At 50.9% G+C, this 24,205-nt stretch carries 22 protein-coding genes; 12 read left to right on the forward strand and 10 right to left on the reverse strand.

Translation table 11 applies throughout. The annotated features are described in order from the left end of the window. Positions 1 to 69: 69 nt before the first annotated feature. Positions 70 to 573: a helix-turn-helix transcriptional regulator gene (locus OXG87_00390; GenBank protein ID MCY3867976.1), complete on the reverse strand. Its 504-nt coding sequence runs from the start codon at positions 571 to 573 to the stop codon at positions 70 to 72. A 444-nt stretch (positions 574 to 1,017) separates the two neighbouring features. On the opposite strand from OXG87_00390, the gene OXG87_00395 reads away from it, so the two are divergent. Then, positions 1,018 to 1,368: a hypothetical protein gene (locus OXG87_00395; protein MCY3867977.1), complete on the forward strand. Its 351-nt coding sequence runs from the start codon at positions 1,018 to 1,020 to the stop codon at positions 1,366 to 1,368. Positions 1,369 to 1,424: 56 nt separating this feature from the next. On the opposite strand, the gene OXG87_00400 is transcribed toward OXG87_00395, so the two are convergent. Further along, positions 1,425 to 2,285: a fumarylacetoacetate hydrolase family protein gene (locus OXG87_00400; GenBank protein ID MCY3867978.1), complete on the reverse strand. Its 861-nt coding sequence runs from the start codon at positions 2,283 to 2,285 to the stop codon at positions 1,425 to 1,427. A gap of 193 nt (positions 2,286 to 2,478) precedes the next feature. Here OXG87_00400 and OXG87_00405 point away from each other — a divergent pair, with 193 nt between their 5' ends. The 5 genes from OXG87_00405 (at position 2,479) to OXG87_00425 (ending at position 8,085) form a co-directional block, all read left to right on the forward strand. Then, positions 2,479 to 3,162, forward strand: a complete 684-nt coding sequence (locus tag OXG87_00405; protein MCY3867979.1) for a peptidylprolyl isomerase — start codon at positions 2,479 to 2,481, stop codon at positions 3,160 to 3,162. Between the two features lie 315 nt (positions 3,163 to 3,477). Next, positions 3,478 to 4,071 (forward strand): CDP-alcohol phosphatidyltransferase family protein, encoded by a 594-nt coding sequence (locus OXG87_00410; GenBank protein ID MCY3867980.1) that lies wholly within the window; start codon positions 3,478 to 3,480, stop codon positions 4,069 to 4,071. Positions 4,072 to 4,153: 82 nt separating this feature from the next. Next, positions 4,154 to 4,783: a dTMP kinase gene (tmk, locus tag OXG87_00415; GenBank protein ID MCY3867981.1), complete on the forward strand. Its 630-nt coding sequence runs from the start codon at positions 4,154 to 4,156 to the stop codon at positions 4,781 to 4,783. A gap of 80 nt (positions 4,784 to 4,863) precedes the next feature. Then, on the forward strand, positions 4,864 to 6,774 hold the full coding sequence (locus OXG87_00420; protein MCY3867982.1) for a S41 family peptidase: 1,911 nt from the start codon (positions 4,864 to 4,866) through the stop codon (positions 6,772 to 6,774). 15 nt (positions 6,775 to 6,789) lie between these two features. After that, positions 6,790 to 8,085, forward strand: coding sequence for an arylsulfatase (locus tag OXG87_00425; GenBank protein MCY3867983.1), 1,296 nt, complete (start codon positions 6,790 to 6,792; stop codon positions 8,083 to 8,085). Between the two features lie 291 nt (positions 8,086 to 8,376). Here the strand turns inward: OXG87_00425 and OXG87_00430 are convergent, their stop codons facing one another. Genes OXG87_00430 through OXG87_00440 form a run of 3 tightly spaced genes read right to left on the reverse strand, consistent with a single transcriptional unit; the run spans position 8,377 to position 9,246 of the window. Beyond that, entirely contained in the window at positions 8,377 to 8,763 is a 387-nt protein-coding gene (locus OXG87_00430; GenBank protein MCY3867984.1) for a type II toxin-antitoxin system VapC family toxin, read from the reverse strand. Next, positions 8,763 to 9,008 carry a type II toxin-antitoxin system prevent-host-death family antitoxin gene (locus tag OXG87_00435; protein ID MCY3867985.1) on the reverse strand — a complete coding sequence of 82 codons (246 nt, stop codon included), beginning with the start codon at positions 9,006 to 9,008 and terminating at the stop codon, positions 8,763 to 8,765. The genes OXG87_00430 and OXG87_00435 overlap by 1 nt, the downstream gene beginning before the upstream one ends. Before the next feature lie 55 nt (positions 9,009 to 9,063). Beyond that, the gene (locus tag OXG87_00440) at positions 9,064 to 9,246 is read right to left on the reverse strand and encodes a hypothetical protein (GenBank protein ID MCY3867986.1); all 183 of its coding nucleotides are present in this window, start codon (positions 9,244 to 9,246) and stop codon (positions 9,064 to 9,066) included. 310 nt (positions 9,247 to 9,556) lie between these two features. Here OXG87_00440 and OXG87_00445 point away from each other — a divergent pair, with 310 nt between their 5' ends. Continuing rightward, entirely contained in the window at positions 9,557 to 10,846 is a 1,290-nt protein-coding gene (locus tag OXG87_00445; GenBank protein MCY3867987.1) for a DegT/DnrJ/EryC1/StrS family aminotransferase, read from the forward strand. A gap of 170 nt (positions 10,847 to 11,016) precedes the next feature. On the opposite strand, the gene OXG87_00450 is transcribed toward OXG87_00445, so the two are convergent. Together OXG87_00450 and OXG87_00455 are read right to left on the reverse strand one after the other, a co-directional pair. Beyond that, a complete protein-coding gene (locus OXG87_00450) occupies positions 11,017 to 12,465 on the reverse strand; it encodes a sulfatase (GenBank protein ID MCY3867988.1) in 1,449 nt (482 codons plus the stop codon). A gap of 134 nt (positions 12,466 to 12,599) precedes the next feature. Further along, positions 12,600 to 13,832: a NupC/NupG family nucleoside CNT transporter gene (locus OXG87_00455; GenBank protein MCY3867989.1), complete on the reverse strand. Its 1,233-nt coding sequence runs from the start codon at positions 13,830 to 13,832 to the stop codon at positions 12,600 to 12,602. Positions 13,833 to 13,946: 114 nt separating this feature from the next. Here OXG87_00455 and OXG87_00460 point away from each other — a divergent pair, with 114 nt between their 5' ends. From OXG87_00460 to OXG87_00480, 5 genes are all read left to right on the forward strand, one after another. Next, the gene (locus OXG87_00460; GenBank protein MCY3867990.1) at positions 13,947 to 14,114 is read left to right on the forward strand and encodes a DUF2283 domain-containing protein; all 168 of its coding nucleotides are present in this window, start codon (positions 13,947 to 13,949) and stop codon (positions 14,112 to 14,114) included. Between the two features lie 73 nt (positions 14,115 to 14,187). Continuing rightward, positions 14,188 to 15,060 carry an SMP-30/gluconolactonase/LRE family protein gene (locus tag OXG87_00465; GenBank protein ID MCY3867991.1) on the forward strand — a complete coding sequence of 291 codons (873 nt, stop codon included), beginning with the start codon at positions 14,188 to 14,190 and terminating at the stop codon, positions 15,058 to 15,060. 2 nt (positions 15,061 to 15,062) lie between these two features. Beyond that, positions 15,063 to 16,208 carry a mandelate racemase/muconate lactonizing enzyme family protein gene (locus tag OXG87_00470; protein MCY3867992.1) on the forward strand — a complete coding sequence of 382 codons (1,146 nt, stop codon included), beginning with the start codon at positions 15,063 to 15,065 and terminating at the stop codon, positions 16,206 to 16,208. Positions 16,209 to 16,222: 14 nt separating this feature from the next. Further along, on the forward strand, positions 16,223 to 16,999 hold the full coding sequence (locus OXG87_00475) for a phytanoyl-CoA dioxygenase family protein (protein MCY3867993.1): 777 nt from the start codon (positions 16,223 to 16,225) through the stop codon (positions 16,997 to 16,999). A 135-nt stretch (positions 17,000 to 17,134) separates the two neighbouring features. After that, positions 17,135 to 18,577, forward strand: a complete 1,443-nt coding sequence (locus OXG87_00480; protein MCY3867994.1) for a sulfatase — start codon at positions 17,135 to 17,137, stop codon at positions 18,575 to 18,577. Position 18,578: 1 nt separating this feature from the next. On the opposite strand, the gene OXG87_00485 is transcribed toward OXG87_00480, so the two are convergent. From OXG87_00485 to OXG87_00495, 3 genes are all read right to left on the reverse strand, one after another. Continuing rightward, positions 18,579 to 22,049, reverse strand: a complete 3,471-nt coding sequence (locus OXG87_00485; protein ID MCY3867995.1) for a GWxTD domain-containing protein — start codon at positions 22,047 to 22,049, stop codon at positions 18,579 to 18,581. Positions 22,050 to 22,066: 17 nt separating this feature from the next. Continuing rightward, a complete protein-coding gene (locus OXG87_00490; GenBank protein MCY3867996.1) occupies positions 22,067 to 23,806 on the reverse strand; it encodes a hypothetical protein in 1,740 nt (579 codons plus the stop codon). A 142-nt stretch (positions 23,807 to 23,948) separates the two neighbouring features. Further along, complete coding sequence (locus OXG87_00495; GenBank protein ID MCY3867997.1) at positions 23,949 to 24,191, reverse strand: acyl carrier protein; 243 nt, start codon at positions 24,189 to 24,191, stop codon at positions 23,949 to 23,951. Positions 24,192 to 24,205: the final 14 nt, after the last annotated feature.

Genomic DNA, 24,205 nt, shown 5'->3' on the forward strand with positions numbered 1-24,205 from the left:
CGAGAGAGGCTACTTCGTAGCGGTGTTACACGGGGTGAGCGCACCGCTCCAGTCCCCAACCCCTCTTTTTCATTTTATATCAGCAAAAGCTTTTGCTGTACTGAGCAATACCTGCCATTGTTGGACGGGGATTTGGGTGATGATCTTAATGAGTTCGGGAATATCCCGGTCTGTGGTTGAAGCACTCTCCTTCAGGGCTTCGCACCACTGCTTGTCCTTGAGTACTTTGCGAATATCGGGGCTCTGGAGTGCTTTGACAATGCCTGCATCGAGCATTTTGGGGTTGACAATTACCTGGCTTATGACCAGATCGATCATCAGTTTTTCCATCTGAGAAAAAAGTCTGCGGCCTTCAGGTGTTTTCTGTGCGCGTTCTTTATATACTAAAAAAAGAAGCCTCTGAGGATCGAGATCGAGTGCTTTTGCAAGATACGCACACACGTCGTCGGATGGTATGCGTTCCCCTTTTTCTATTTGATAAATATACGTGCCCCACACCCCAATACTTTCACCTAACGCCTGCTGGCTAAATCGCCCATTACGAGCGCGTTTAATTATTTCACCAAACCTCATACACCTCTCCCAATGGTCAGTCGCGTTTAAAAATTTGATGCCATAATATGAATCGAAAAGAGCCGCGTGGCAAGCTAAATCCTTGAGAAACAGACAGGTTAAATGAAGATATTTCCTCTTGACAACACAAACTTGAGAGTGTATATTTGGGTAATTGCTTTCTGGATCTCCCCATACAGAAAGTCCTTCATACACACTTGTTTGTGTGTATGAAGGACTTAACGTCCTGAAAAATAAAGAGAAACGAGATTCAGTTTAATCCCTAATTCCCCTGGACTCAAGACTCTCTTTATTGGGTGGGGAGGGTAACCGATCTTGCTCTGATTCCCCTTTCTCCCCAGATCGTCAGGCTTATCCTCCCCATTTCCCCACCTTCTCCTCCTTTTTTTTCGTCTAAGTATCGCTATTTTTCGGACGTCGTCTGCCTTTTTCAGGAATTCGCCCATGGCCCTTGATGGTGGCGAACTCGACCTTATTCGAGAAGCCGTTCGCGATGCCGTTGAGTCTTCGCAAGAAAATTTCGCTCAAATGGTCGCCAAGCAGTTTGTCGATATTCGATCTGACATCCAGAATGTACAGGATGAGATTCGCAAAATAAGCACACGCCAGACTCAGGTCGAGGCCGATATATCTGAAGTCGGCCACATCTGCGAACAGCTCAAGCGCAGGCTTTCGATCATACACGATAGTATGGGTACCGCTGATCGGTTCTTGCACGAGCGTGAAGTTTCACTCAGATTGGATCATCTCGAACGCGAATTGGCAGAATTGCGGAGCCGTTTGCCTTCCGTTTAATATTCCTCCCAAACGTCAAGTCCCTCCAAGAGTCCTCCCATTGACTTTGGGAGATCTCAATCTGAAATGACTGGATTTTCGAGCCGTCCTAACCCATCAATTTCACATATCACATGATCGCCGTGTTTGAGCCAGAGTTGTGGCTCACGCCCCATACCCACACCGTGTGGTGTACCGGTAAAAATCAAATCTCCGGGGGTAAGCGTGAATACATGTGCGAGATAAGCAATGAGTTTGGGTACGCCGAAAATCAGTTGAGAGGTATTGGAATCCTGTACTGTTTCGCCATTGAGAATACACCGAATGCCCAGGTTATGAGGATCGGGCACATCGTCGGTTGTGACCAGGTCAGGTCCTATTGGAGCAAATGTGTCAAAGGTTTTGCCCATCATCCATTGTGCACCTGGTTTTTCGAGCTGGTAATCACGAGCACTCACGTCGTGTCCAACCATGTAGCCCGCAACGTGGTCGAGGGCATCTTCTTCAGAAATGTTGCGACCGCGTTTGCCAATAACGACGACGAGCTCGACTTCGTAGTCAACCTGGGTACTCGCGCTGGGGGCTACGATATTCTCATCGGGACCGATGATGGATGATGCGTATTTGGAAAAGACAATGGGTTCGTCGGGAATGGGCATACTGCTCTCGGCGGCATGATCGGCGTAGTTGAGACCTATGCAAATGATTTTTTCTGGGTTGTCGATGGGCGCATGAATGGTGACATCGGTTGCAGAAATAGCATGCGTCCCACTATCAATTATTGCCTGGGCTCTGGAATTGGCATTATCGCCCGCTTCGAGAAATTCTTTCATGGTGGAGGGTAATGACGGGTCGGCAGCGCTGAGGTCAATAATTGAATCGCCTGATCGGGCACCGAGCCGACGTTGTCCTTGGTGCGTAAATGTAACGAGTCTCATAATGATGTTGTCCTTGGGAATGTGGAGGTTTGTGTTGTTTTGCGCGGCGGCGTTTCAGCCCCGCGATAGGCGCAATGGGTGACCGACGTTGTGTTGCGCCTGTATCACCATAGCGCGAACAATAAAGCGTGGAGAAGAACCACTGTCAAGGGAGATTTGGGGGTATTATTTTTTTAAGGAGATATGTGTGTCTATGAAACGATTTGTTTTTTTGGGAATATGTCTTTCGATAGCGAGTTGTGGAGGTAGCGGAATGGAAGATTTAAAACAAGCCAATGAGAAGTTGAACAATGAGAATCGGTCGTTGAAAAGCTCGTTGAACAAAGCGCAAAACCAGATTAAGCGAACTGGCGAGATCGGCAGCCGAATGCTATTTCTGGTAAATCAGATTCGGGGTGTGAAGGCGCGTATCGCGACGAATATGGGCGATATCGAATTGAAGTTTCACCCCGAAAAAGCACCTGTTCATTGTCTGGCCTTTATCACCAGAGCAGAAAGCGGATTTTACGACAATACCAAATTTCATCGCGTAATTAAAAATTTCATGATTCAGGGCGGCGACCCAAATTCAAAGGACGATGACCCGTCCGATGATGGAATGGGGGGACCCCTCGTGCATATCCCTCATGAATTTAATGACACAAAACATGTACCGGGAATTCTTTCCATGGCTCGCATTTCAGATGTGTCGGCAGGTGCCGGGTCACAATTTTTTATTATGCATGGGACTGCGCCCAATTTGGACAATCAATATACTGCTTTTGGAGAAGTGACAAAGGGAATGGATGTGGTTGACAGTATCGCAATGGCCGAAACCGCACCGGGGGATCGGCCTGTAAAATCTGTGGTGATCAAGCGCATAGATGTGTTTCGATAGACAGATGGGAAGATATGGACACTCATGGGAGGTGTCGCATTGAATGTGGAAAAGTGGATAACATTATCAACAATTTAAATGGTTGATTTTATTGGATAAAAGTACTAAAATTATGCGAACTTTTGAAAGTTATCCACATATTTTTCCACACTATTTTTCGGATTTCCCACCACTGAAATGCAGGCTGTTCAGGTTGTTTTTTCACCTATTTTGGAGGGATATTTCGCTTGCAACACCTGCAGAATTGGCCTATATTTGGATTTGTTCTAAACATTAGAAAATTCAACCAAAAACTTCACTCTCTGTGGGTTTACAGTGATTGAAAAAGTTAAAGATGATGTCGCCGAGATTTTGGGACCATCTACAGAATTTCTCGTAGAAAAGCGCTTTACGCCCGATTTGTTGACCATGATCGGGTTTGTTTTCAATATAGGTGCCGCGGTGCTCTTTGGCTTTGGATTGTATATGTGGGCCGGGCTGACGGTGCTTGTCGCGGGTGTTTTTGATTTCCTCGACGGGCAGGTGGCGCGCAAGGGCAAAACAGAGTCCAAATTTGGTGCGCTTCTCGATTCCACTGTTGATCGATATTCCGAAATTTTCATCTGGTTTGGCATTGCGATCAGTTTTATACGGGCTGATGATCTCTGGACAAGCGCGGCGGTCTTTTTTGCACTGGCAGGATCTTTGATGGTGAGTTATGTACGCGCGCGCATTGAGGGGCTTGGAGCAGAGTGCAAAGTTGGATTTATGCAGCGGCCCGAGCGCGTTATTGCCATTGGCGCTGGCGGGGTGATCGTTCCTCTGATTGGGGATATTGGTCTGATCGTTGTGGTCTGGGCAATTGCTCTGTTGGGAAATTTTACTGCGCTGGAGCGGGTAATTCACTTTCGAAAGCTGACAAAATCATAGGCCCGATTGTCCAATACTGGATGACAAAACCCGGGGGCATATCGCCGGGTTCTTTTTTTCTTTATAGAAAAATTGGGAACAAATGTCCGGTCTTTTCATATCATTAGAAGGCATTGATAAAAGCGGGACGAGTACCCTGGCCAGATTGCTGGTTGATCACCTGAGAAGTAGCGGTCACGCTGTTGTATTTACTTATGAGCCAGGCAGTACAGAACTTGGAGGAGAAATTCGGCACCTGGTACTCGACTGGAAACCACAGGGCGAGATCGATGCAACTGCCGAGATGTTTTTATTTGCAGCAGATCGCGCACAGCATGTCAACGAAGTGATTCGGCCTTCGCTGGATGCAAACAAAGTGGTGATTTCAGATCGGTATATCGATTCCACACTGGCTTATCAGGGCTATGGTCGCGGGTTGAATCTCAATGACCTGAGAATGATTCAAAATGTGGCCACGGGTGGTTTGATGCCAGCCATAACGATCTGGTTAGATGTCGATTTACAGACTGCGCGAAAACGCGGTTGGGGATCCGGAGCAGATCGCATTGAGAAGGAAGATGAAGCATTTTTTCAAAGGGTTCGACAGGGTTTTGCCGCGGGATATAAATCTGAACCCGATCGCATTTTCAGGGTTGATGGCTCTCAGCCCATAAGCGATGTATTTGAAGATGTTAAAAAGGTGGTTGTCGATCGCATGTCGGCGACTAAATAATCGCGATATGATTTCAAGTGAACTTGCCGTTTGTCAAAAATGAACTGCTGATGCAGTTGTACATCGCCTGGAGGCGCCCTATGTTTGTCCGAAGAAGACTTGCCGTTTTTACAACTTTAATTGGTGTTTTGAGTGTTTATCTCGTGCTCGATTCCCGGTTGGTGACCGGCGAAGATGCGTATGCAAAATTGGGGCGCGGGTTTGATGAGATTCAACAGGCCTATACCCTGCTGTTCAACGAGTATGTCGATGAGTTGAAGGCAGAGGATTTGAGCAAGACTGCCATTTCCGGCATGTTGTGGGATCTGGATCCCTATACCACCTTTTTTGATAGTAGAGACCTCAAGCAACTCCAGATCGAAACGCAGGGCAAATTTGGTGGGCTGGGCATTATGATCAGCAAACGGGGAAAGGATGATGGCCCGCCAGTTGTGATGAATGTTATTGAAGGCACGCCTGCGGACACCTCGAAGCTCGTTGTAGGAGATCGCATTATCGCCATTGAAGGAGATCCGACTTTTGACAAGGAACTGCGCGAGATTGTCAATATTTTACGGGGTGATCCAGGTGCTGGTGTGACCATTAAAATTGAACGACCAGGGATGGAGGTACCATTTGATCAGCCAATTATTCGGGCGCGCATTGACATTTCAAGTGTACAAATTCCGGGCGAAGTAGATCCCGATATCGGTTATATTTCCATGTCCTGGCTCAGCTCTTCTCGATTTACTGAACGCACGGGAGGGGAGTTGCAACAGGCAGTGATAAAGTCGCTCAACAATGGTGCTACGGGGATTGTCCTGGACCTGCGCGGCAATCCTGGCGGACTGCTCAACGCAGCGGTTGATGTGGTCGATAAGTTTTTGCCATCCAATCATCTGGTGGTGTCAACCAGAGGTCGCCTTCGCGAGCAGAGTCGCAGTCACAAAACGCGGCACGACCCCATATTGCCCGCCGATATTCCACTTGTGATCCTGGTTGATGAGCGCAGTGCCAGTGCATCAGAAATTGTCGCCGGGGCAATTCAGGATTGGGATCGGGGTTTGATTGTGGGCACGCAAACATTTGGGAAAGGCTCTGTACAAACCGTGCGTCCATTGGGTCGTGATGGCGATAAAGCTTTGAAGTTGACGACAGCAGCCTATTATACGCCGAGCGGGCGCAGCATTCACAATGCTGAAAAACGCCGATATCGCGGCGGTCCCATTGAGATTACAGTGGGAAATTCAACCAAGGTCTCGGCTTATGAACTCTTTGGCATTATAGGTCAGGCTGAACGGCGAGAAGATGTTATTACAGAACTCGAGGAAAGATTTGGTCTGGAAAATCACCTGGCAGAAGAGGTCCTTGGAATGCGATTAGAAGGGTTGTTGGGTCTGGCTTCCAGCGCGCATAACGGACCCGAAGATATCGATCCTGAAAAGGTATTTACAACGCGCGTGAACAAGCGCAAAGTTTATGGTGGTGGTGGGATTAAGCCCGATGTGGTGGTGCAACAAGAGCGCAGGCCGCGGCTGGTGCTGGCGTTATTGCGCAAAGGCCTGATTTTTGATTTTGCGGTTGATTTTGCAACGAAACAATCATTCCCCAGTCGATTTGAAAACTACACATTGCCCGAAGATATTGTCGATCAATTCTGGACTTTCATGGCAGATTCGGTCAACGCCGGTGGTTTTTCATATCAAACGGATACAGAGATTCAAGTGCAAGAAGTCGAAAAATCACTGAAAGAAAAGGATGTATTGACAGACGATGCTACCGTAGCGCTCAATCAATTGTCACAGGTTGCAGAGCGCGAGCGCGAAGCAGATTATGACAGGGCCAAGCCGTATATCCGGCTGGAGATTGAACGGGCATTGGCCAATCGCGTGTGGGGCACTAATGGCAAAATTTTAGCGGCGCTGAAGGGGGACAAGCAGTTTCAGGAGGCTGTTCGTCTGTTAAAGGATCGGGCTGTTTACGCGCAAAAATTGGCATTGGTAAAAGAGTGAGATATCGGAAAATATATGATGTCATTGCCCAACATTATTTTTATCCTCTGTGATGATATTGGCTATGGCGATCTGGGTTGTTATGGGCAAAAGGTTATTCCCACACCCCGATTGGATCAGCTTGCGTCGGAATCCATGCGGTTCACGCAGTGTTATACCGGGTCTCCTATTTGCGCGCCATCTCGGGCGGTTTTGATGACGGGTTTGCACAGTGGACACACGAGGGTGCGCGACAATATGGGCATTGTGGGCGGTGTGGGAGAGCAGAAACGGGTACCGCTCGAGCCGGAGGATTTTACGGTTGCCGAGATGCTCAAGGAGGCGGGATATACCACTGGGATAACCGGCAAATGGGGGTTGGGTGAACCCGATACGACGGGTATTCCCACCCGCAAGGGATTTGATGAATGGTTTGGCTATCTCAACCAGCGCAACGCGCATTCGTATTATCCGCCTTATTTGTGGCACAACGAAGAGAAGGTTATTCTCAAAGGCAATCTGGACAGCCAGGAGAACGACTATTCTCACGATATGATTTTTGACTTTGCCTGTGGCTTTATTCGCGACAATAGCGATGGTCCGTTTTTTTTGTACTTGCCGTGGACATTGCCGCACGGGAGATATGAAATTCCCGATGCGAGTGCCTGGGACGGTAAACCCTGGACAGATGATGAGAAAGTTTATGCGGCGATGATTACAAAAATTGATACGCAGGTTGGACAGATTGCGGATTTGTTGCGCGAACTGGATATAAAGGACAATACGCTTTTGTTTTTTGGTTCTGACCACGGGGCTGCGCGCCGGTGGGAACCGTTTGGCAGTTGTGGTGCTTTGCGCGGGCAAAAAGGGACGATGTACGAAGGTGGTTTGCGCACGCCTATGATTGTGCATTGGCCGGCGCGCATTCCGGCAGGTACTGTGAGCGATCAGGTGTGGTATTATGCCGATTTTATGCCTACGGTTGCAGACGTGATCGGCACAGACGCGCCAGATAATATGGATGGCGTGAGCATATTGCCGACGCTTTTGGATGAATCACGGGATATTGGGGAACGCTTTTTGTACTGGGAGCGCTTTGGCGGGGGCTTCAAACAGGCTGTGCGCTGGAAAAATTGGAAGGCCGTGCGCAATCCGTCGCCCCGGTTGCTCGACGAACCGCTTGAGTTGTACGATCTGGACAGGGATATTGGCGAGGAAAACAATGTCGCAGCGGATCATCCGGATGTGATCGCAGAAATTGAGAACTTTATGAAAGATGTACGCATAGACTCCCCTAATTGGCCAATTGGCGTCAAGGGGTCTCATGGGTGATTTATAATTGTATATATTCCAAAAATAGGTTGACATTGCTGCTTATATAGGACAATTTGTTTATTAACATGACCCATCGAACCGTCGCCCGTATAGGGAATTAACGCGTGTTCGATTGTTTCTACCCCAGGGACGCCAGGTGCGTCCCTGTTTTTTTGAGAACACTATGTAGATGACAATTTAAAAAGGAGATACCAGACGGTATCTCCTTTTTGCATTTCTCAGATCAAAATACCAGCAACACAGGCACTCATCATTCCCATGCTGGTGAAGACTTCTTACCTGTGGCGATTACCATATCACATCAATTGAATACTCCTGAAAGGGTCTGTCTCTGCTAACCACTGGTATGTTCTCTACCATAGCCTGTGCAATGATCAAGCGGTCAAACGGGTCGCGGTGATGAAATGGAAGTTCGGTATATCTCGCAAGATGAGGTAATGAGATAGGTAGTACATCTATTTGGTTTATCAGAAGTTGCTCTGGGATGAACTCGCTGAAGGCACGCGACAGGCTCAACTTACCGATACCATACTTAATAGCTATCTCCCACAGACTTCCTATGCTCAGCAGCACCTCATTATCTATATTAGAGATCATTTGCTCTGCTCTCTGGCTGAGCCTGTCATCGTCTTCTATATACCATAAAAAACTGTGCGTATCGAGTAAAAGGCGCATCACATATATTCTCGGAAATCTTCGAGCGGTTCGTCGAAATCATCGCTTATATGAACAAGCCCTTTGGCACTTCCAGGTCGTCGTCGTTTCGTCGGAACTGCTGGGGTAGTTGTAATCTGCTCAACAGCCACAAATTTGACTACGGGCTGATTGCGCTCTGTAATAATGATATTCTCGCCACGCCTAGCTCGTTCAACGAGTTCAGGGAACAGTTGCTGTGCTTGGTCCAACTCAAAACAATTCATTGCAAAAATCTCCATAAATCAGGATATGGTGTCCAGTAACGCCAGGTCCTCGGGATTATGGCTCATAAGCCGCTGCTCGATCATACCCGCCAATCAGGTAGGACTTATGCGTCGCAAACACGATTTCTTTGTCTTTGCACGCCTTTCTGTGCTGGGTCTGTTCCCGTAAACTATCAACCATCTTCTGTAACCAGATGGTATATTCATCGGGCAAGCCTCGCACATCGAGTGTATCCATCATTTTCTCCTTTGGAATTGATTGCAAGGGGCATGAACCGCTTATGTTCGAAATTACTATACCCAACAACAAAAGTCAACCAACAGCTCATTGAGGGGTGTGCACATTGTCTGCGGGATGGTGGTTTTAGATGTCAGATCAAAATACCCGCAACACAAGCGGTCATCATCATTGCAAGCAAGCTGATTACGCGCTCCATAGACCCTTCTTTAACGGTTGCTGATGTCTGTAAATGCCCGTAAATTAATTCGGTGTCTTTTGTTCTCGTCCCCATTTCTATGCGGTCTAAAGGCGCATAAGGAGGTCGCTCATGGCAGCAAAACTCGCTATATATGGTGGTAAAGGGACTGTCCCTGATGGATTAATTCAGCCGTGGCCACAGGTTACCCCATCCGACAAAGACGCGATTGCCGAGGTTATCGCCTCCGAAAAAATTACGGAACAGCAACGGATCCAATCCGAAGGTCTCGCGAAGGAATGGGCGGAATATATGGGTGTCCAGTATTGCATCCCGGTCAACAGCGGAACCGCTGCGTTGCATCTGTGTGTCGCAGGTGTTGGCATTGAGCCGGGTGACGAGGTCATTATCCCTGCCTTCACTTTCTGGGCAACGGCAGCAGCTGTTCTCCATCACAACGCTATTCCCGTCTTTGTTGACATTGACCCAATAACCTACTGTATTGACCCAAACGACATCGAAGCGAAAATCACGGAGCGAACACGTGCGATTATGCCGGTTCATATCCACGGTATGCCCGCCGACATGGATCCGATTTTAGCGATTGCGAAGAAGCATGACCTGAAAGTTATTGAGGATGTCGCTCAGGCACACGGGGCATATTATAACGGCAAGCTTTGTGGGTCATTTGGCGATGCGGCGGGTTACAGCACGCAAGCCTCAAAGACGCTGAGTAGTGGGTGTCAAGGCGGTTTGTTCACAACGGATGATGAGCAAATCTACAAACGCGCAGCGTTATTGCAGTATTTCGGGGAAATCGTCGTGCCGGGTAGGGAACGCGAGGAACAGGAGTACAATGCTTACGGGCTTGGGTGGATGTATCGTGGGGATATGTTCAGTCAAGCGTTCATCCGTAGCCAGCTCAAACGGCTTGATGTGAACAACGCGCTGCGGATCAGGAATTGCCACTATCTTACCGAACATCTGGATGAAATTGACGGCATCGAAACGCCTGTTACGCCAGAAGCGTGTGAACCGGTGTATTACAACTATGTTATCGGTTTCGATCCAGAGGCGTTGGGGTTGGATATTCCCGCACGAACCTTGCGTGAGAAGGTGCAAGCGGCACTACGCGCTGAGGGGGTGCCGACCGGACAGTGGCAACGGCTCCCCGTGCCGTCTCAAAAGATTTTCCAGAATCGGATTGGTTACGGGATAGGCTGTCCGTGGCGATGTAATCAGTCGACGGTTGAATATAAGACAAAGGATTATCCTCGAACTGTTGAATTCATTGATTCTCACTGTTATATCTTCGATGTCAACCCACCCAACGATTTCGAGTTGATGTCCTGTTACGTCGAAGCGTTTCACAAAGTGATGGATCAGCTTGATGCCGTGCTTGATGTACCTGATAATACTTAGGTTTTCAGTACTTCATTTGGGAATGAAAAGCAAAAGGAAATTTGAAACCAGATCATCCCTTTCTGAGGTGGGGAGCATCCGAAGCTTTTTGAGATTTGAGCGTCGGTGCATGGATAAAGAATGAATACAAAAAGGGCGGAACACTTCGGTGTCTCGCCTTTTACCAATTTCTATTCATCTGACTCGTCGGGATAGTCGATCGACCATTTGCCGCGTCCGTCGCCAGAGGGTTCTTCCTTCCAGAGATCAAGGAACTTCTCAGGCGCATTATGCTCCGTGAGATGCGCCATAAAGAGTTCATGCAATTCCTTGACGAGTTCCATGTTATCCGTAGCGATGTTGTTCTCCGCTATGGGGTCTGCGGGCAGGTCGAACAGTTCCGGTCTACCGTATTCACCGACAGGTGCGTATCCCCAGCGTTCGGTGACGAGGAACGGCGTTGTTGCGCGACGTGGTACACTCCCGTCCGGTGCGCCGATATGGCAACCTGTTACGGCGTATTCCCTGTGTTGTGTATCACCGTTAAGGAGAGCCTGTGTGAAGGAATGTCCCTCAAATGGTTTGGGTAGATCCAAGGTAACACCAGCCAATTCACAGAGTGTCGGCATAATATCCATCGGTTGCGCGATAAGATCGAGGCGTTGCCCGCACGGAACATCTCCACCAGCAATCAGGAACATCTCATGGTTAATCTCTGGATACGTGGGCCAGTAGCGTGAATCGTCTGGATCGATGTTGGATTTACCCGTTCTACTGTGTTCACCGATGGACATGCCGTGGTCGGAAAGCACAACGACGAGGGTATCATCCCATAACTCCAGATCTTCCACTTTCTGCAGAACCCGTCCGATGTGTCGGTCAATGAGTTCTGCCTCTGCTGCGTAGTGTGCCCAGAGGTTGTGCAATTCCGCATCCGTAAAGAGGGACGACAGACCGTAGTTCGGATGTATCATCGGTGGATCGGTATAATCTGGATCGTATCGTTTGACAAGGTATTCAGGTGGGTCCCACGGTTCGTGTGGATCGAAGAAGTCAACCCAGAGGAAAAAGGGACCCGAGCGGTGGTTTTCCTCCAACCATCGAATTGTAGTCTCGGAAGTCCTACTGGAGAACGTTTCCGCCTCGTACTGGTAGTAGCGGTTCGTCCAGCGGTGCGTGTTCGGTAGGGTGTGTCCGCGGTATGATGGATGCGGTCGCGTCTTTTCATTCGGCATAACGATTTTTATTTCATCGTTGAGGTGGAGAAGCGGTTTGTCTCCTTCCTGTCCACGATGCTGGAAAGCGGCATCGAAACAGTGCTGGAACCGTGTGTTAAACAGGTGCGGGGTGTCACAGATGAGCTGCGTTGCGTATCCCTGCTCACTCAGAAGTTGCGCGGTGATGTTCCGTCCGCTCAGATCGATTGGCTGCCACGGGTAGTGGGGCCACCCGACTGTTCCCGTCATAATATCTGTGCGGTGCGGTACCGTCGGGAAACTACTCATATAGAATTTGTCAACAGCAGTCGCTCGTTCTGCCTCAAATTTATCGAGCATTGGCGTGCGAATCGGACGTCTCGCCCGCTCGCCGAGATTGTCATACCGAAAGGTATCGGTGATAAGTAAAACAATATTTTTCATTTTTTACCTATTAACCTCTCTATGATCGCCCCCTGGACGACCATCGGTTTCTAAGTCGTCGTCGCTTCGTCGGAACTGCCGGTTATGTTCGAAGTTACTATACCCAACCATAAAAGTCAACCAACCGCGTTTTTTTAGATCAAAATACCCGCAACACAGGCAGTCATCATCATCGCGAGTGTGCCGCCGATCATGGCGCGTATGCCGAGGATGGCTAATTCTGTGCGGCGTTCTGGGGCAATGCCGCCGATGCCGCCGATTTGAATGCCCACGCTGCCAAAGTTGGCAAAGCCGCACAGTGCATAAGTCAGGATCAAGGTGCTCCGTTCGCTCAAGACCACGCCGGAATCGGGCTGGGACCATTCCATCATTTGTGCATAGGCGATAAATTCGTTGAGCACCATCTTCTTGCCCAGTAATTCCCCGGCATAAAAGCAATCGGCCCACGGGATGCCCAGCAGATAGGCAAATGGTGCAAAGACATAACCGAAGAGTGCGGCGAGGGACCAGTGCCAGTTATATCCAAGGAGCGCGCCAATCCACCCACCAATCAGTCCGAGAATGGCATCGACCAGTGCGACAAGGGCAAGGAAAGCGATGAGCATTGCGACGACGTTGAGGGTTAGCTTCATGCCGTCTAATGCTCCGTTGGTGGCTGCATCCACGATATTGGCATGTTTTTCGTCCACACTTAATTCAACTTGTCCCAGGGTCACGGATTGCTCGGTTTCGGGAATCATCAATTTGGAAATCAACAGTGCTGCGGGTGCGGAGATGACCGACGCGGCTACGAGATGTCCCGCGTCAATGCCCATGCCCACATAGGCGACCAGAACGCCACCGGCGATGGTTGCAAAGCCTCCGACCATCAATGCCATGAGTTCCGATTTTGTCATGCTGCTTATGTATGGACGCACCATCAGCGGGGCTTCTGTTTGTCCGACAAAAATATTGGCCGCTGCAGAGAGTGTTTCCGATCCCGAAGTTCCCAATGTGCGTTGCATGACCCATGCAAATGCTTCGACGACTTTTTGAATAATGCCCAGATAATAGAGGATGGACATCAATGATGAAAAGAAGATGATGGTGGGCAATACTTTGAAGGCAAAGAAATGGTGGAGGTATTCTTCTCCAAATACCAGGCTTGTGCCCGCATCGACAAAGCCCAATGTGGCGGTGAAAAAATCTCCAATGCTTTGAAATATAGCCGCACCTATTGACGTTTTCAAAATGAATACCGCAAGGACAAACTGCAACAACAGCCCGCCCCATACTACGCGAAAACTCACCTGTTTTTTGTGCTCACTCATAGCCCAGGCCAGGGCCATCATGACCACCAGACCCAGCAGGCTGATTACGCGCTCCATAACCCCTCCTTTAACGGTTGCCGATGTATATAAATGCTCTTAAATTGTTTCGTTACCCTTAATATAAGACGTTGAAAAGGTTCACAAGGCTTTTTTTAATAGAGACTTTGAGATATGAAAGTACGATACTTTTCCGATACGGATACGGCACTGGTTGAATTTGTAGATAAAAAATTTTTTGAGACCAGAGAAATCAATGAAAACATCTATGTCGATCTCGATGAAGAGGGTAATCTGGTAAGTATGACAATTGAACACGCCAAAGCAAATGCAGGACTCTGAGAATTTTCATTTCAGGAAGTGACCGCATAACTATTTTTTGTTTTTTTACAACTTTTTATGAAAGGTTGACACAATGGGTATTGAAGTTATTCGGGACGAGATGGCTGATCTGGTCGATCCCGCGGCAGAACCCGAATTGGTTGCAGATGGGTTTCAGTTCACCGAAGGTCCGGTCTGGGACCCCGCACAAGTCTGTTTGTTTTTTTCGGATATTCCGGCAAATACCATTTTTAAGTGGACGCCAGAAGGGGGGATAGTCGCATATCGTCAGCCGAGTTATCATTCAAATGGATTGACCCTGGATGGACAGGGGCGGCTTCTTTCGTGCGAGCACTCTGGCCGGCGGGTGAGCGTTGAGGCAGATGGCGAGTTGAAGACGCTGGCGGATTCCTATCAGGGCAAAAAACTCAATTCGCCCAATGATCTGGTTGTATGTCAGAATGGGGACATCATTTTCACGGATCCTCCTTATGGTCTGTCGAGCAGCCACGGCGTGGTGGCAGAACAGGAATTGCCGTTTCTGGGCGTGTATCGTCTGCCTGTAGGCGAATCAGAGCCCGTTCTTTTGATTGACGATTTTGAACGCCCCAATGGGTTGGCGATAACAGCCGATGAAAAGACCCTGTACGTCGATGACACGCAGCGGGGACATATTCGCGCATTTGATGTGCAGGATGATGGCTCTCTCGCAAATGGCAGAGTATTGGCGGAACTGAAAGGCGATGAAGATGGCGCACCCGATGGCATGAAGCTGGATCGCAATGGGAATATTTACTGCACGGGACCTGGGGCTGTGTGGGTGTTTAATCCCGCGGGTGACCTTCTTGGGAAAATTAGACTGCCTCTTCCCGCTGCCAATTTGAACTGGGGCGGCGAAGATCGGAAGACGTTGTTTTTTACAGCGCGAACGGATGTTTATCGCGTGGCGTGCAAAGTGGGAGGATAGATATGAAGATCACAGCAATCAAGACGTTTATGGCGAGCATGGGGCAGCGGTCTCGTGCGCTGGTGAAGGTCGAAACTGACGAAGGCATTTACGGATGGGGAGAGTGCTATAGCCCCGGTCCCGATCTGGCAATTGGTCCAACGATGGATTATATTTTTCAACTGGTTAAAGGCGAAGATCCGCGGCGGATTGAGTATATCATGCTCAAGCTGTTTCAGCAGTTCAGATTTCCACCCGGAGCAATAGGCCTTTCCGCTATGTCGGGTCTGGACCACGCGCTGTGGGATATCAGTGGCAAAGCTGCGGGATTGCCGGTTTATATGCTGTTGGGCGGTGCTGTGCGCGATCGCATTCAGGTTTATCGGAGTGTCGGTGGAAAAGACGGCAGGGAAGCAGCAAGAGTTGCGCGCCAGCTAAATGAAGATCACGGCATTACGGCATTTAAGACCAGTCCGTTTCGCCTGGATCCCAGTGCGGATCGGTGGGGTCGGGTATGCGCGGCTGCCGCCGATTATTTCGAGGCATTGCGAAAGTATTCAGATGACAATTGGGAATTTGCATTTGATCCACATGCCAAAATTTTTGAGCCAATTCGCGCATTGCAACTAGCCAACGCCCTTGCCCCTTACGATCCACTTTTTTATGAAGAACCGTTAAGGCCCGAGAACAGCGATGCGTGGGCGCGCTTGCGTTCACAAATGCAGGTGCCGCTGGCAACGGGTGAATCTCTGTACACGAAGTTTGAGTTTTTGGATTTGATGTCGAAAGATGGCGCGGATATTATTCAGCCAGACATTTGTATATGCGGTGGGTTGTTGGAGATGCGAAAGATCGCTGCGATTGCACAGGCGCATTATGTGTCGGTGGCACCGCACAATCCGATGGGACCATTGGCTACAGCGGTCAATGTCCAATTTGCCGCTGCCACGCCCAATTTCAAAATTCTGGAATATCACCTGCCCGATGAAAACAATGCCCTGAACTGGTTGGACGAACCCTATTGGCCCGTGGATGGATATTTGGAACTGAGGCCAGACCGCCCCGGTTTGGGTGTGGAAGTGAATGAAGAAGTCATCAGGGCTGGTGAATACGTCCACTGGGAACGGGGGAGTACTAAAGCGCCTGATGGTTCGACGAATTATATTTAAAAGAGGAGGGCGAAATGACACCAGAAGAAAGGTTTATGTTTGACCTCGAGGGATATCTGGTCATCAAAAATGTGTTGACGCCCGAGGCAGTCAAACGGCTCAATGAAGTCGCTGATGCGACATTTGTGCGCGATTACGACGATCCGGGTAAGGACTCAAAGGGGCGAGTTGGTCGCCGACAAGTGGGGCGCGTGTCTGCATGGTCGCCAGAGACACAGGCTCTGATCGATCACCCGCGTATTTTGCCGTATTTAATTGAATTGCTCGGTCCAGCTTTTCGGCTCGATCACGACTATTGCATCTTTATGAGACCGGGGGCTGCATGTGGTCGTCTGCACGGTGCGCCCGGCGGGCATACGGGCAGTCAGCGCAAGTACCTGTATATAGAAGGTGAGATGCTGAATGGGTTGAGTGTGGTGACGTTCTTTTTGGCCGATGCAAAGGCAGGAGATGGTGGCTTTACGTGTATTCCCGGAAGCCATAAGACCAATTTTGGCCAAAATGTGCCACCCGAAGTGCGAAATTTTGAACGCGTTCCCGATTATATGGTTCAACCAGAAGTGGAAGCAGGCGATGCGCTGATTTTTACAGAGGCGCTGATGCACGGCACGATGCCTTGGAGAGCAGGCCATGAACGCCGCGCATTTCTGTATAAATACGCGCCGGGCCATCTGGCATATTCCAATAAGTTTTACAATGCAGATGATTATACCAACCCATCAGATCAACAGCGGCGTATCTTAACGCCGCCATCTGCAGGAAGACGACCATCTGTGGTGGAGGGAGTGTGATCCGCAGAAAAAAACGCGAGTGAGCGGTGTACAACTGGCCGCCTATCAGGCCAGTTCATTTGAGCGTTTTTCGCAGATACACACAGATAAATGGGAGGGGCGAAAAACCTTTCGCCCGTTGTGAAGGGAGATTCTATGAATATTGTTCTCATTATTATTGATACGATGCGCTACGACTATATTGGTGCTAATGGAAATGACTGGATTGAAACGCCCAATCTCGATCGCTTGGCCGCACAGTCGTGGTGTTTTGACCGCGCTTTTGCCGCCAGCTTTCCCACGATTCCCTATCGCACGGATGTTATGACCGGAAAATACGGCAGCCCCTTCCACACCTGGAAACCCTTGCCTTTTGACACGCGGTCTCTTCCCTCGGTGCTGGGCGAAGCGGGATACGCGACACAACTCATTCACGATACGCCTCATCTCGTCAACGGTGGGCACGCATTTGATTATCCCTTCCACACCTGGACATTTATTCGCGGGGCAGAGGTTGACCGCGCCTGGATGGACGATGAAGCGCAGTGGCCGAGCAATTGGAGCAGAGATCCCTTATTCGATGTTCTGGGCAAAGACGCGGATCTGACAAAACACAATTACACGTATGCCCGTACCAATCGGGGACGCACAAATTTAGACGATTGGAATTGCGCGAAGTTATTCAATACCGCAGCCCAATTCTTGCGGGACAATGCGCGGCGGGAAAATTTCTTTCTCTGGATTGACTGCTTTGATCCCCACGAACCGTGGGACGTGCCTCCGGCCTTTATGCTGAAATACGACAAGACCCCCGGTTACGATGGGCGGCTTGATCCCCGCGCTTTTCAAGGCGGAGGACGCAATAACCCCAATTTGCCCGATGAAGCCAAAGCGCGCCTCAAAGCGAGTTATGCCGCCAAAGTTACGTGGATGGACCACTGCTTCGGGCGGTTTCTCGAGGCTTTCGACGCCACGGGATTGAGCAAAAATACCGCGATCATAATTGCTGGGGATCACGGTACTAATGTAGGTGAGCGCGGGCGCTTTGGCAAGTACGCGCCTGTGTACGAGCAGGAGATTCACATTCCGCTTATTATCAAAACTCCTGATGGCGACGCGGGACGCAGTTCAGCTATTTTTCAACCCCAGGATTTTTTCGCTACTGTTGCCAACTTGACCGGTGCGCCAATTCCGGGAGAGATAGACAGCCAGGATATCCTCACCGCCGCACGGGAAGGGAGTGCGGGAATGCGACAACTCGCGCTTGCTGGCACTGCCCGGGGGTGGGCACCACAGCGCGGATTTTTCACTGTGTTCGACCAGGACGGGTACCTGGAATGGCAACCCGAAGCAGAAGACTGCATGCTCACGCCTTATGGTTCGCTGGACAACACGGCGGCAGAATATCCCGATCGCGTCCAGAATCTGCATGCCGCTGGTCTTTCTGAACTCGAGCGCCGGGGAGCTGATCCACTCTTGATCGACTGGCTCAAAAATGGTGCAGAGGGCCAGGTGCCCGAGAATTGTCGCCTTTTCGATGGCTGGCCCGGGCCAGAAGGGTTTCAGACGTATTTTGCAAGAGCTTATGGCGGTGCGTGATTTACCTGGCAATAAAAAATATCACGTCTTTGGCGACTTTTTCTTTTGTATGCAAATCCGTCACTGCCACCTCTAATTCATAGCGCCCCGCCTCTGATCCCTTTACGTCAATCTCCAGATAATTGTACTCTGTTTTCTGCGTGCCTGTTTGTTCGTAAGAAATCGTTACCACTTTCTTTTGTTCAATACCCAGGAGTTTTCCGACCGCGCGCAAAATTGTCACGGCCAGGGGTTTACCTTTGCGGGGTGATATTTGGTAATCCATCTGGTAGCGCGTTTGACCCAATTCGTCGTGTGTCAACCCATAGACTTCGTAATAAATTGTCACGGGTTGTCCGGGCAAATAGGTTTTGGATGGCATAGGTACGACTTTGTGTCCACCTTTTACTTTTGTGGAAGGGTCTTCTACCACCAGACCGGCCATCTCGATGTCGGAAAGCATCAGCGAAGGACCTGTATATGGCTCCACTGTCAGCGACCGGGTATATGCGCCTCGCAGGTTGCCTTTCGGGCTGCGTACCTCTACCCCCAGGTGATAGTTGCCCGGCGGTAGATTGAGGGCGATTTGATCAACGGCGAGATCGCCCGCTCCCAGCGAATCTGTCGCATCTACCGCAAAAGGCAGGGGTGCCATCTTGCGATAGACGGGTCTCCAGGTGCTGTCAAATAACGCAATGCCCCGTTCCAAAATACCGGTTGCCTGTACGCTGTCTGGCAAATTGGCAAGGGGTACGCCGTAATACACTTCCATGCGGCTGTGCTCGTTTTTTCCCTGGAAATCGACCGCGTCGAAATGGAAATTCAATACATCATCAAAGGGCGGCATGAGATCTGCCTGCGCTTGAATGGCCGATGCCACCTGCCGGTCCGGCCGTCGGTCTGTCCACAGCGCCATGTTGAAGTGCGATTCGCTGCGGCCCTGTGGGATATCGGGATAGATGTAGTTCCCTTTCCGATCTAAAGCTGTGAATACCACTTCAATTCCCCCGGCGACATCCGGATAAATCCAGTATTCCCAGCGCGTGCCGCTATCGATGGGATAGAGCGGATAGCCCCGCACCGTCTTATCGCTCGCACCCCGATCATAGCCGCTGAGTTCCACTGTGGGCTGGTAGCGGTCAGTGCTTACCTGGTTATAAGATGTGGCACCAAAACGGGAGCGGTTGGGGTTCAATTCAAAGTCTATTGCCTCAAAATCGTTTACAGTGACCTCAAGCCCGTATTCATCCTGGATCGCCACATCTTGCAGAGATGTCCGCAACCTGCCCATCCGCGCGATTATCTCTTTGCGACCATCTACTGGAATGCCCAGCCACAGCCGCTCCTTGACCCGCACGACATCGGGGTCCGTCTCATAGCGCACATTGCCCGAACGGCTTTTGTGCGCGGGTTCTCCATAGCGAATATAAATTTCTCCGCGCCTGTCCCACGGCTTGCGCCCGGTTGAAAAATGCTGCATCGCATATAGCACCCTACGATAGTGCTCTACCAGACGCTCGTTGCCCGGCGTGGCTGGCGTGGGGTCTCGGCGCTGCCAGAACATCCGCACAAAGTCCGGTTGCTGCTCGGGCGGCAATGCCTCGTAAGTGGCAGTCTCTTTCAGGGTCGCAATAAGGCGGATGTCTTGCAGAAGTCCGCGCGTGTCGTCATCTACGGTGCGCAAATACTCGGCCATCACCTTTTGCGCTTCTCCTGTTTGTCCCATCAGTTGATACACACCCAGGAGCAGAGGAAGGCATTCTTCGCGCAGTTCGGGCCGCGTGTCCATCAGTTCGCGCCACACATGCGTCGCCCTTGCGCGTTGTCCCCGTTTCAACCATATTCGCCCCAGATCGAATCGCGCGCGCGCGTGCATCGGGTTTACCACAATCTGTCGGGTATAGGCTTTCTCGGCAGCTTCGATCTTGCCCTCGCGTTCAAACACCCGCCCGAGCAAATACAGCAACTCAGGGTGATGGGTATAGGCTTCAATGGCCTCTTTCAAGGCGTCTTCCGCTCGCTGTTTACCCCCGAGCAAGCGGGCAAGCGCGCGGTTGACCTGCGCGGTTTTCCAGTCGGGACGAAGGGCGAGAGCCTGACCATAAGCCGTCACGGCTTCGTCCCACCGCTTGCGTCCCATGTGGGATATTCCCACACCGTTGTACACTTCGGGCAATACTCCGCCTGAGTTCAATGCCGAGTTAAATGTCCGTTCCGCATAGGGTAAGTTGCTCGCAAACAAATAGGCATATCCCTGCGCGGCTTGTCCCATTAAATCTTTTCCATCTTCATCGAGGAGTTCCTCAAGCACCGCCAGGGCATCTCTTGCCATTGCTGTATCTGGCAGCACCTGTCGAGCTGTATAGCGCGGGTCGAGATGCTTTGCCATTTCTTTGCGCCTGCCCATGGCCGTGATTATCGCCCCGTTCAGGTTGGGAGGTGCACCAAAACCGAACAGTGGATTGTAATACGACCGCGCCACGATTGGATTGCGATCCATCCAGAATCCATAGAGGAATGCCGCGCGGTCTGCGCGTCCCAGGCCAGTATATACGGTTTCAACCTCAGACCTACCAAATCGTTTTAATAAGTGCTGCGCTGTTTTTGCACGCTGGTCGTCAAAGCCAGAAGCCGGAACGAGTGCGTCGCCCAGTATTTCAAATTTTCGGGCCGATACGAGCGTATCCCTCCCCGCCGCGACCTGAACCCGCAACGTGTATGTTCCCGGCAGAAGTTCACGAGTGGGAATGCCTTCGGCGAATTTGACTTCACCCCGATACCCGGGAAATGACCGCTGATCGCGCCAGAGGCGATGTCCGTATCGGTCTTCTATCTGCATCTCAATCCGGTGGCTCTGATAGCCCAGATAATACACCTCAAAATACAGGTAGAGCGGTGTCCCTCGCTGATATTGCCGCGCTGGATTGGGCAGGATCAAGCGCCCGTTTTTTCGAAACATCTCAAGAGCTTCTCCAGCTCCCTGTGGATTGAATCCGGAAGACAGGTACAGATCGCTCATGCCTATTTTCCCGGGATCGTAAGCGGGTACATCGAGAGAAAATACCGCCAATCCCGCCCGGTCGGCCTGCAAGTCGCTCAGGGTCAGTTCCCCGCGATAGCGACCTGTGGGCAGGCGCACCTGTACCATGTCATATACCATGCGGTCTGTATCGACGGTGGCTTCCAGCGATTCGGCTGTCAGCCTGCTTTCTGCCTCCACCTGCTGCACAACGTCTCCGGCATCGTTTAAGACCCGCAGCGAGGGCTTGTACCGCGCGAGATAAATCCCCGAATTTTGGCGCAAAAATGCAAATTGCGCCACGGGGAACCGCAGGGTAACTTCTTCGAATCCCTCGCGGCCCCGATATAGAAAACTGCACACATCAATCTCAAAAGCTATGGATCCTTCTCCGCGCGGCGGGAGATCCATCTCGCTGGCGTGTATTTCACAAACTGCGACTATTAAACTCAAAAATATCGTCGCGATACGCATAGTATTCCTCTTTGGATTTAGACAGGTGCGTTCACGCGCACGGTTACGATATCCGTGTCGTGATATTGCTGGTGGCGCACAGACGACGCGAGATGCTGCAACAGCCGAAGTGAAATTTCTCGCTCACTGGACAATTCATCCGTCTGTGCATTGAGTAGCGCGAGTCGATCCTGAAGATTTTCCTTTCCGGGTGCGATAACGAACTCGAGGACTGCGTCGCCTTCTTCTCTGTACGCGGTAAGGCGCAAGCGCCGTCGGTCGCGTTCTTCTTCATCTTGCGGGATGAGTGTCAGCAATGTCTCCTCAGCGGCAGCGTCCAGACGGTTCGACATTGCCGTGTCCCAGCCGTTGCGGGATGTAAATGCGCCGAGAAAGTCGCTGATTTTTGGCAGGGCGGAGATATCGAACTCTGTTTCTATCCGACTGCGGCGAGGTTCTGTTAGTTCCACGAATATGGTCATGAGGATGGCTGTGAAACCGCCCGCGCTCATTCCATTCTGCAACAGACCGCCTGCAAATTCCGAGATGTATTCGGGAAATATCAGGCCGCTCTGGAAACCAACACCGACAAAGAACGCGATGCCGACAATCATGCCGTTGCGATAGTCGATTCCATCCTGGACGACTATCTTCAGGCCGACTACGAAGAGCGCTGATAGCAGTACGGTGAGATAAGCCGCGATGACGGGACCTGGTATCGCCAGGATTGAGGCGAGTACTTTCGGAAGAAACGCCATCGCAATGAACACTGCCCCGGTGGCAACCCCGACGCTGCGGGCGCCGACCCCGGTGAGTTCGGTCACCGATACACCCACTGTATAGGCTGTGTTTGGCATTGTTCCCGCGAGACCGGAAATCAGAGTGCTCATACCATCTACGGTTAACGCACCCTGCACTGTCCGAAAATCCACTGCCCGGCTCTGGCGCCACGATATGCGCTGGATGGCGATGGCACTGCTGATCGTTCGGATGGTATTGATTACGGCGACGAGCAAGAATGCCGGAAGCAGTGCCCAGAATGTCGGTCCAAAATCGAGATCAAAGCCCGGCCATTCGTTCGTCGGTATGCCGATCCACGAAGCCGAGGCGACGCGGTCTGTGTCGTATAGACCGAAGAAGCCGCCAATTACTGAGCCAGCGACGACGCCGATGACCGGTGCCCACAGACGCAACGCTCCTGTCGCCTTTAGCGCGGTGCCGCTGATGATGATGATTGTTGCAAGCGCACTCAGCGGAGCAGATAGGACCGGGGTTCCGGGTGGTGTGGCCGACAGCAGGTTCAAGATGGCTGGCATTACCGTGATGGGTATCAGCATGATAACTGTTCCCGCCACAGTAGGGGTTAAGAGGCGCTGGAACAGCGAAAGCCGATGGGAAAGTACAAGGGGGACGAGCGATGTGATGACGACCAGGGTGGCGAGCATCGCCGGACCGCCTTCGGCAACGGCTGTGATGCAGACCGCGATAAAGGCCGCAGAAGGTCCCATAGCGAGTATGTAACCCATGCCGATCCGGCCGATGCGGACCGATTGCAGGATTGTGGCTGCGCCGCCGACCGCGACAGCGGTAAACACTGCCCACGATAGATAGGCTTCGGTCGCACCCGCAGCGCGCATCACGACTGTTGGGATCAATATGATGCCGGCTATACTGAGGACGGCGATTTGGAAGCCAAGGCCAAGGGAGAGAGGGGCCGAGAGCCTGTCGTCGGGCTGGTAGCGGATGCGTGAGGATCCGCCGGGGTTATTGGTGCTCATTGTGAAGTGTGAAGTATGAAGTGTGAAGTGTGAAAGGTTGAATAAGCGGAACCGTCATCAAATCCCCATAAACCAACAGGCCCCGAATTTCCATCCAGGGCCTGTTCTTTAAGAAGCGTACGTTCTCCGGCTGGAGAGGATTTTAGCCAGCTGCGTCCAGCCGCTCGACCAACTCCTGTACGCTTTTGACATCACCGCAATCTTCAAGCGTAAATTCAACGTTGAATTCCTGTGCGACTACTTTCGCGAACGCGACGAGATCTACAGAGGAAATTCCGGCCTCCTGGAGGCTGATGTCCAGATCATCGGGCAACTCAATTGGCTGTCCATCGACTTCCAAATTTTCCGCGATGAGGTTTCTGATACGTTCTGCGGTTGAAGCCATTGTTACTCTCCTTT

Source organism: Gemmatimonadota bacterium (assembly GCA_026706845.1).
Classification (GTDB): Bacteria; Latescibacterota; UBA2968; order UBA2968; family UBA2968; genus VXRD01.

What these genes read in the sequence shown, in the direction of transcription:
- OXG87_00450 (MCY3867988.1), bottom strand. Translation starts at nt 12,465, where the DNA reads ATGAAAAATATTGTTTTACTTATCACCGATACCTTTCGGTATGACAAT.
- OXG87_00430 (MCY3867984.1), bottom strand. Translation starts at nt 8,763, where the DNA reads ATGCGCCTTTTACTCGATACGCACAGTTTTTTATGGTATATAGAAGAC.
- OXG87_00485 (MCY3867995.1), bottom strand. Translation starts at nt 22,049, where the DNA reads ATGCGTATCGCGACGATATTTTTGAGTTTAATAGTCGCAGTTTGTGAA.
- OXG87_00405 (MCY3867979.1), top strand. Translation starts at nt 2,479, where the DNA reads ATGAAACGATTTGTTTTTTTGGGAATATGTCTTTCGATAGCGAGTTGT.
- OXG87_00395 (MCY3867977.1), top strand. Translation starts at nt 1,018, where the DNA reads ATGGCCCTTGATGGTGGCGAACTCGACCTTATTCGAGAAGCCGTTCGC.
- OXG87_00390 (MCY3867976.1), bottom strand. Translation starts at nt 573, where the DNA reads ATGAGGTTTGGTGAAATAATTAAACGCGCTCGTAATGGGCGATTTAGC.
- OXG87_00465 (MCY3867991.1), top strand. Translation starts at nt 14,188, where the DNA reads ATGGGTATTGAAGTTATTCGGGACGAGATGGCTGATCTGGTCGATCCC.
- OXG87_00420 (MCY3867982.1), top strand. Translation starts at nt 4,864, where the DNA reads ATGTTTGTCCGAAGAAGACTTGCCGTTTTTACAACTTTAATTGGTGTT.
- OXG87_00490 (MCY3867996.1), bottom strand. Translation starts at nt 23,806, where the DNA reads ATGAGCACCAATAACCCCGGCGGATCCTCACGCATCCGCTACCAGCCC.
- OXG87_00455 (MCY3867989.1), bottom strand. Translation starts at nt 13,832, where the DNA reads ATGGAGCGCGTAATCAGCCTGCTGGGTCTGGTGGTCATGATGGCCCTG.
- OXG87_00445 (MCY3867987.1), top strand. Translation starts at nt 9,557, where the DNA reads ATGGCAGCAAAACTCGCTATATATGGTGGTAAAGGGACTGTCCCTGAT.
- OXG87_00440 (MCY3867986.1), bottom strand. Translation starts at nt 9,246, where the DNA reads ATGGATACACTCGATGTGCGAGGCTTGCCCGATGAATATACCATCTGG.
- OXG87_00480 (MCY3867994.1), top strand. Translation starts at nt 17,135, where the DNA reads ATGAATATTGTTCTCATTATTATTGATACGATGCGCTACGACTATATT.
- OXG87_00435 (MCY3867985.1), bottom strand. Translation starts at nt 9,008, where the DNA reads ATGAATTGTTTTGAGTTGGACCAAGCACAGCAACTGTTCCCTGAACTC.
- OXG87_00460 (MCY3867990.1), top strand. Translation starts at nt 13,947, where the DNA reads ATGAAAGTACGATACTTTTCCGATACGGATACGGCACTGGTTGAATTT.
- OXG87_00400 (MCY3867978.1), bottom strand. Translation starts at nt 2,285, where the DNA reads ATGAGACTCGTTACATTTACGCACCAAGGACAACGTCGGCTCGGTGCC.
- OXG87_00495 (MCY3867997.1), bottom strand. Translation starts at nt 24,191, where the DNA reads ATGGCTTCAACCGCAGAACGTATCAGAAACCTCATCGCGGAAAATTTG.
- OXG87_00425 (MCY3867983.1), top strand. Translation starts at nt 6,790, where the DNA reads ATGATGTCATTGCCCAACATTATTTTTATCCTCTGTGATGATATTGGC.
- OXG87_00475 (MCY3867993.1), top strand. Translation starts at nt 16,223, where the DNA reads ATGACACCAGAAGAAAGGTTTATGTTTGACCTCGAGGGATATCTGGTC.
- tmk (MCY3867981.1), top strand. Translation starts at nt 4,154, where the DNA reads ATGTCCGGTCTTTTCATATCATTAGAAGGCATTGATAAAAGCGGGACG.
- OXG87_00470 (MCY3867992.1), top strand. Translation starts at nt 15,063, where the DNA reads ATGAAGATCACAGCAATCAAGACGTTTATGGCGAGCATGGGGCAGCGG.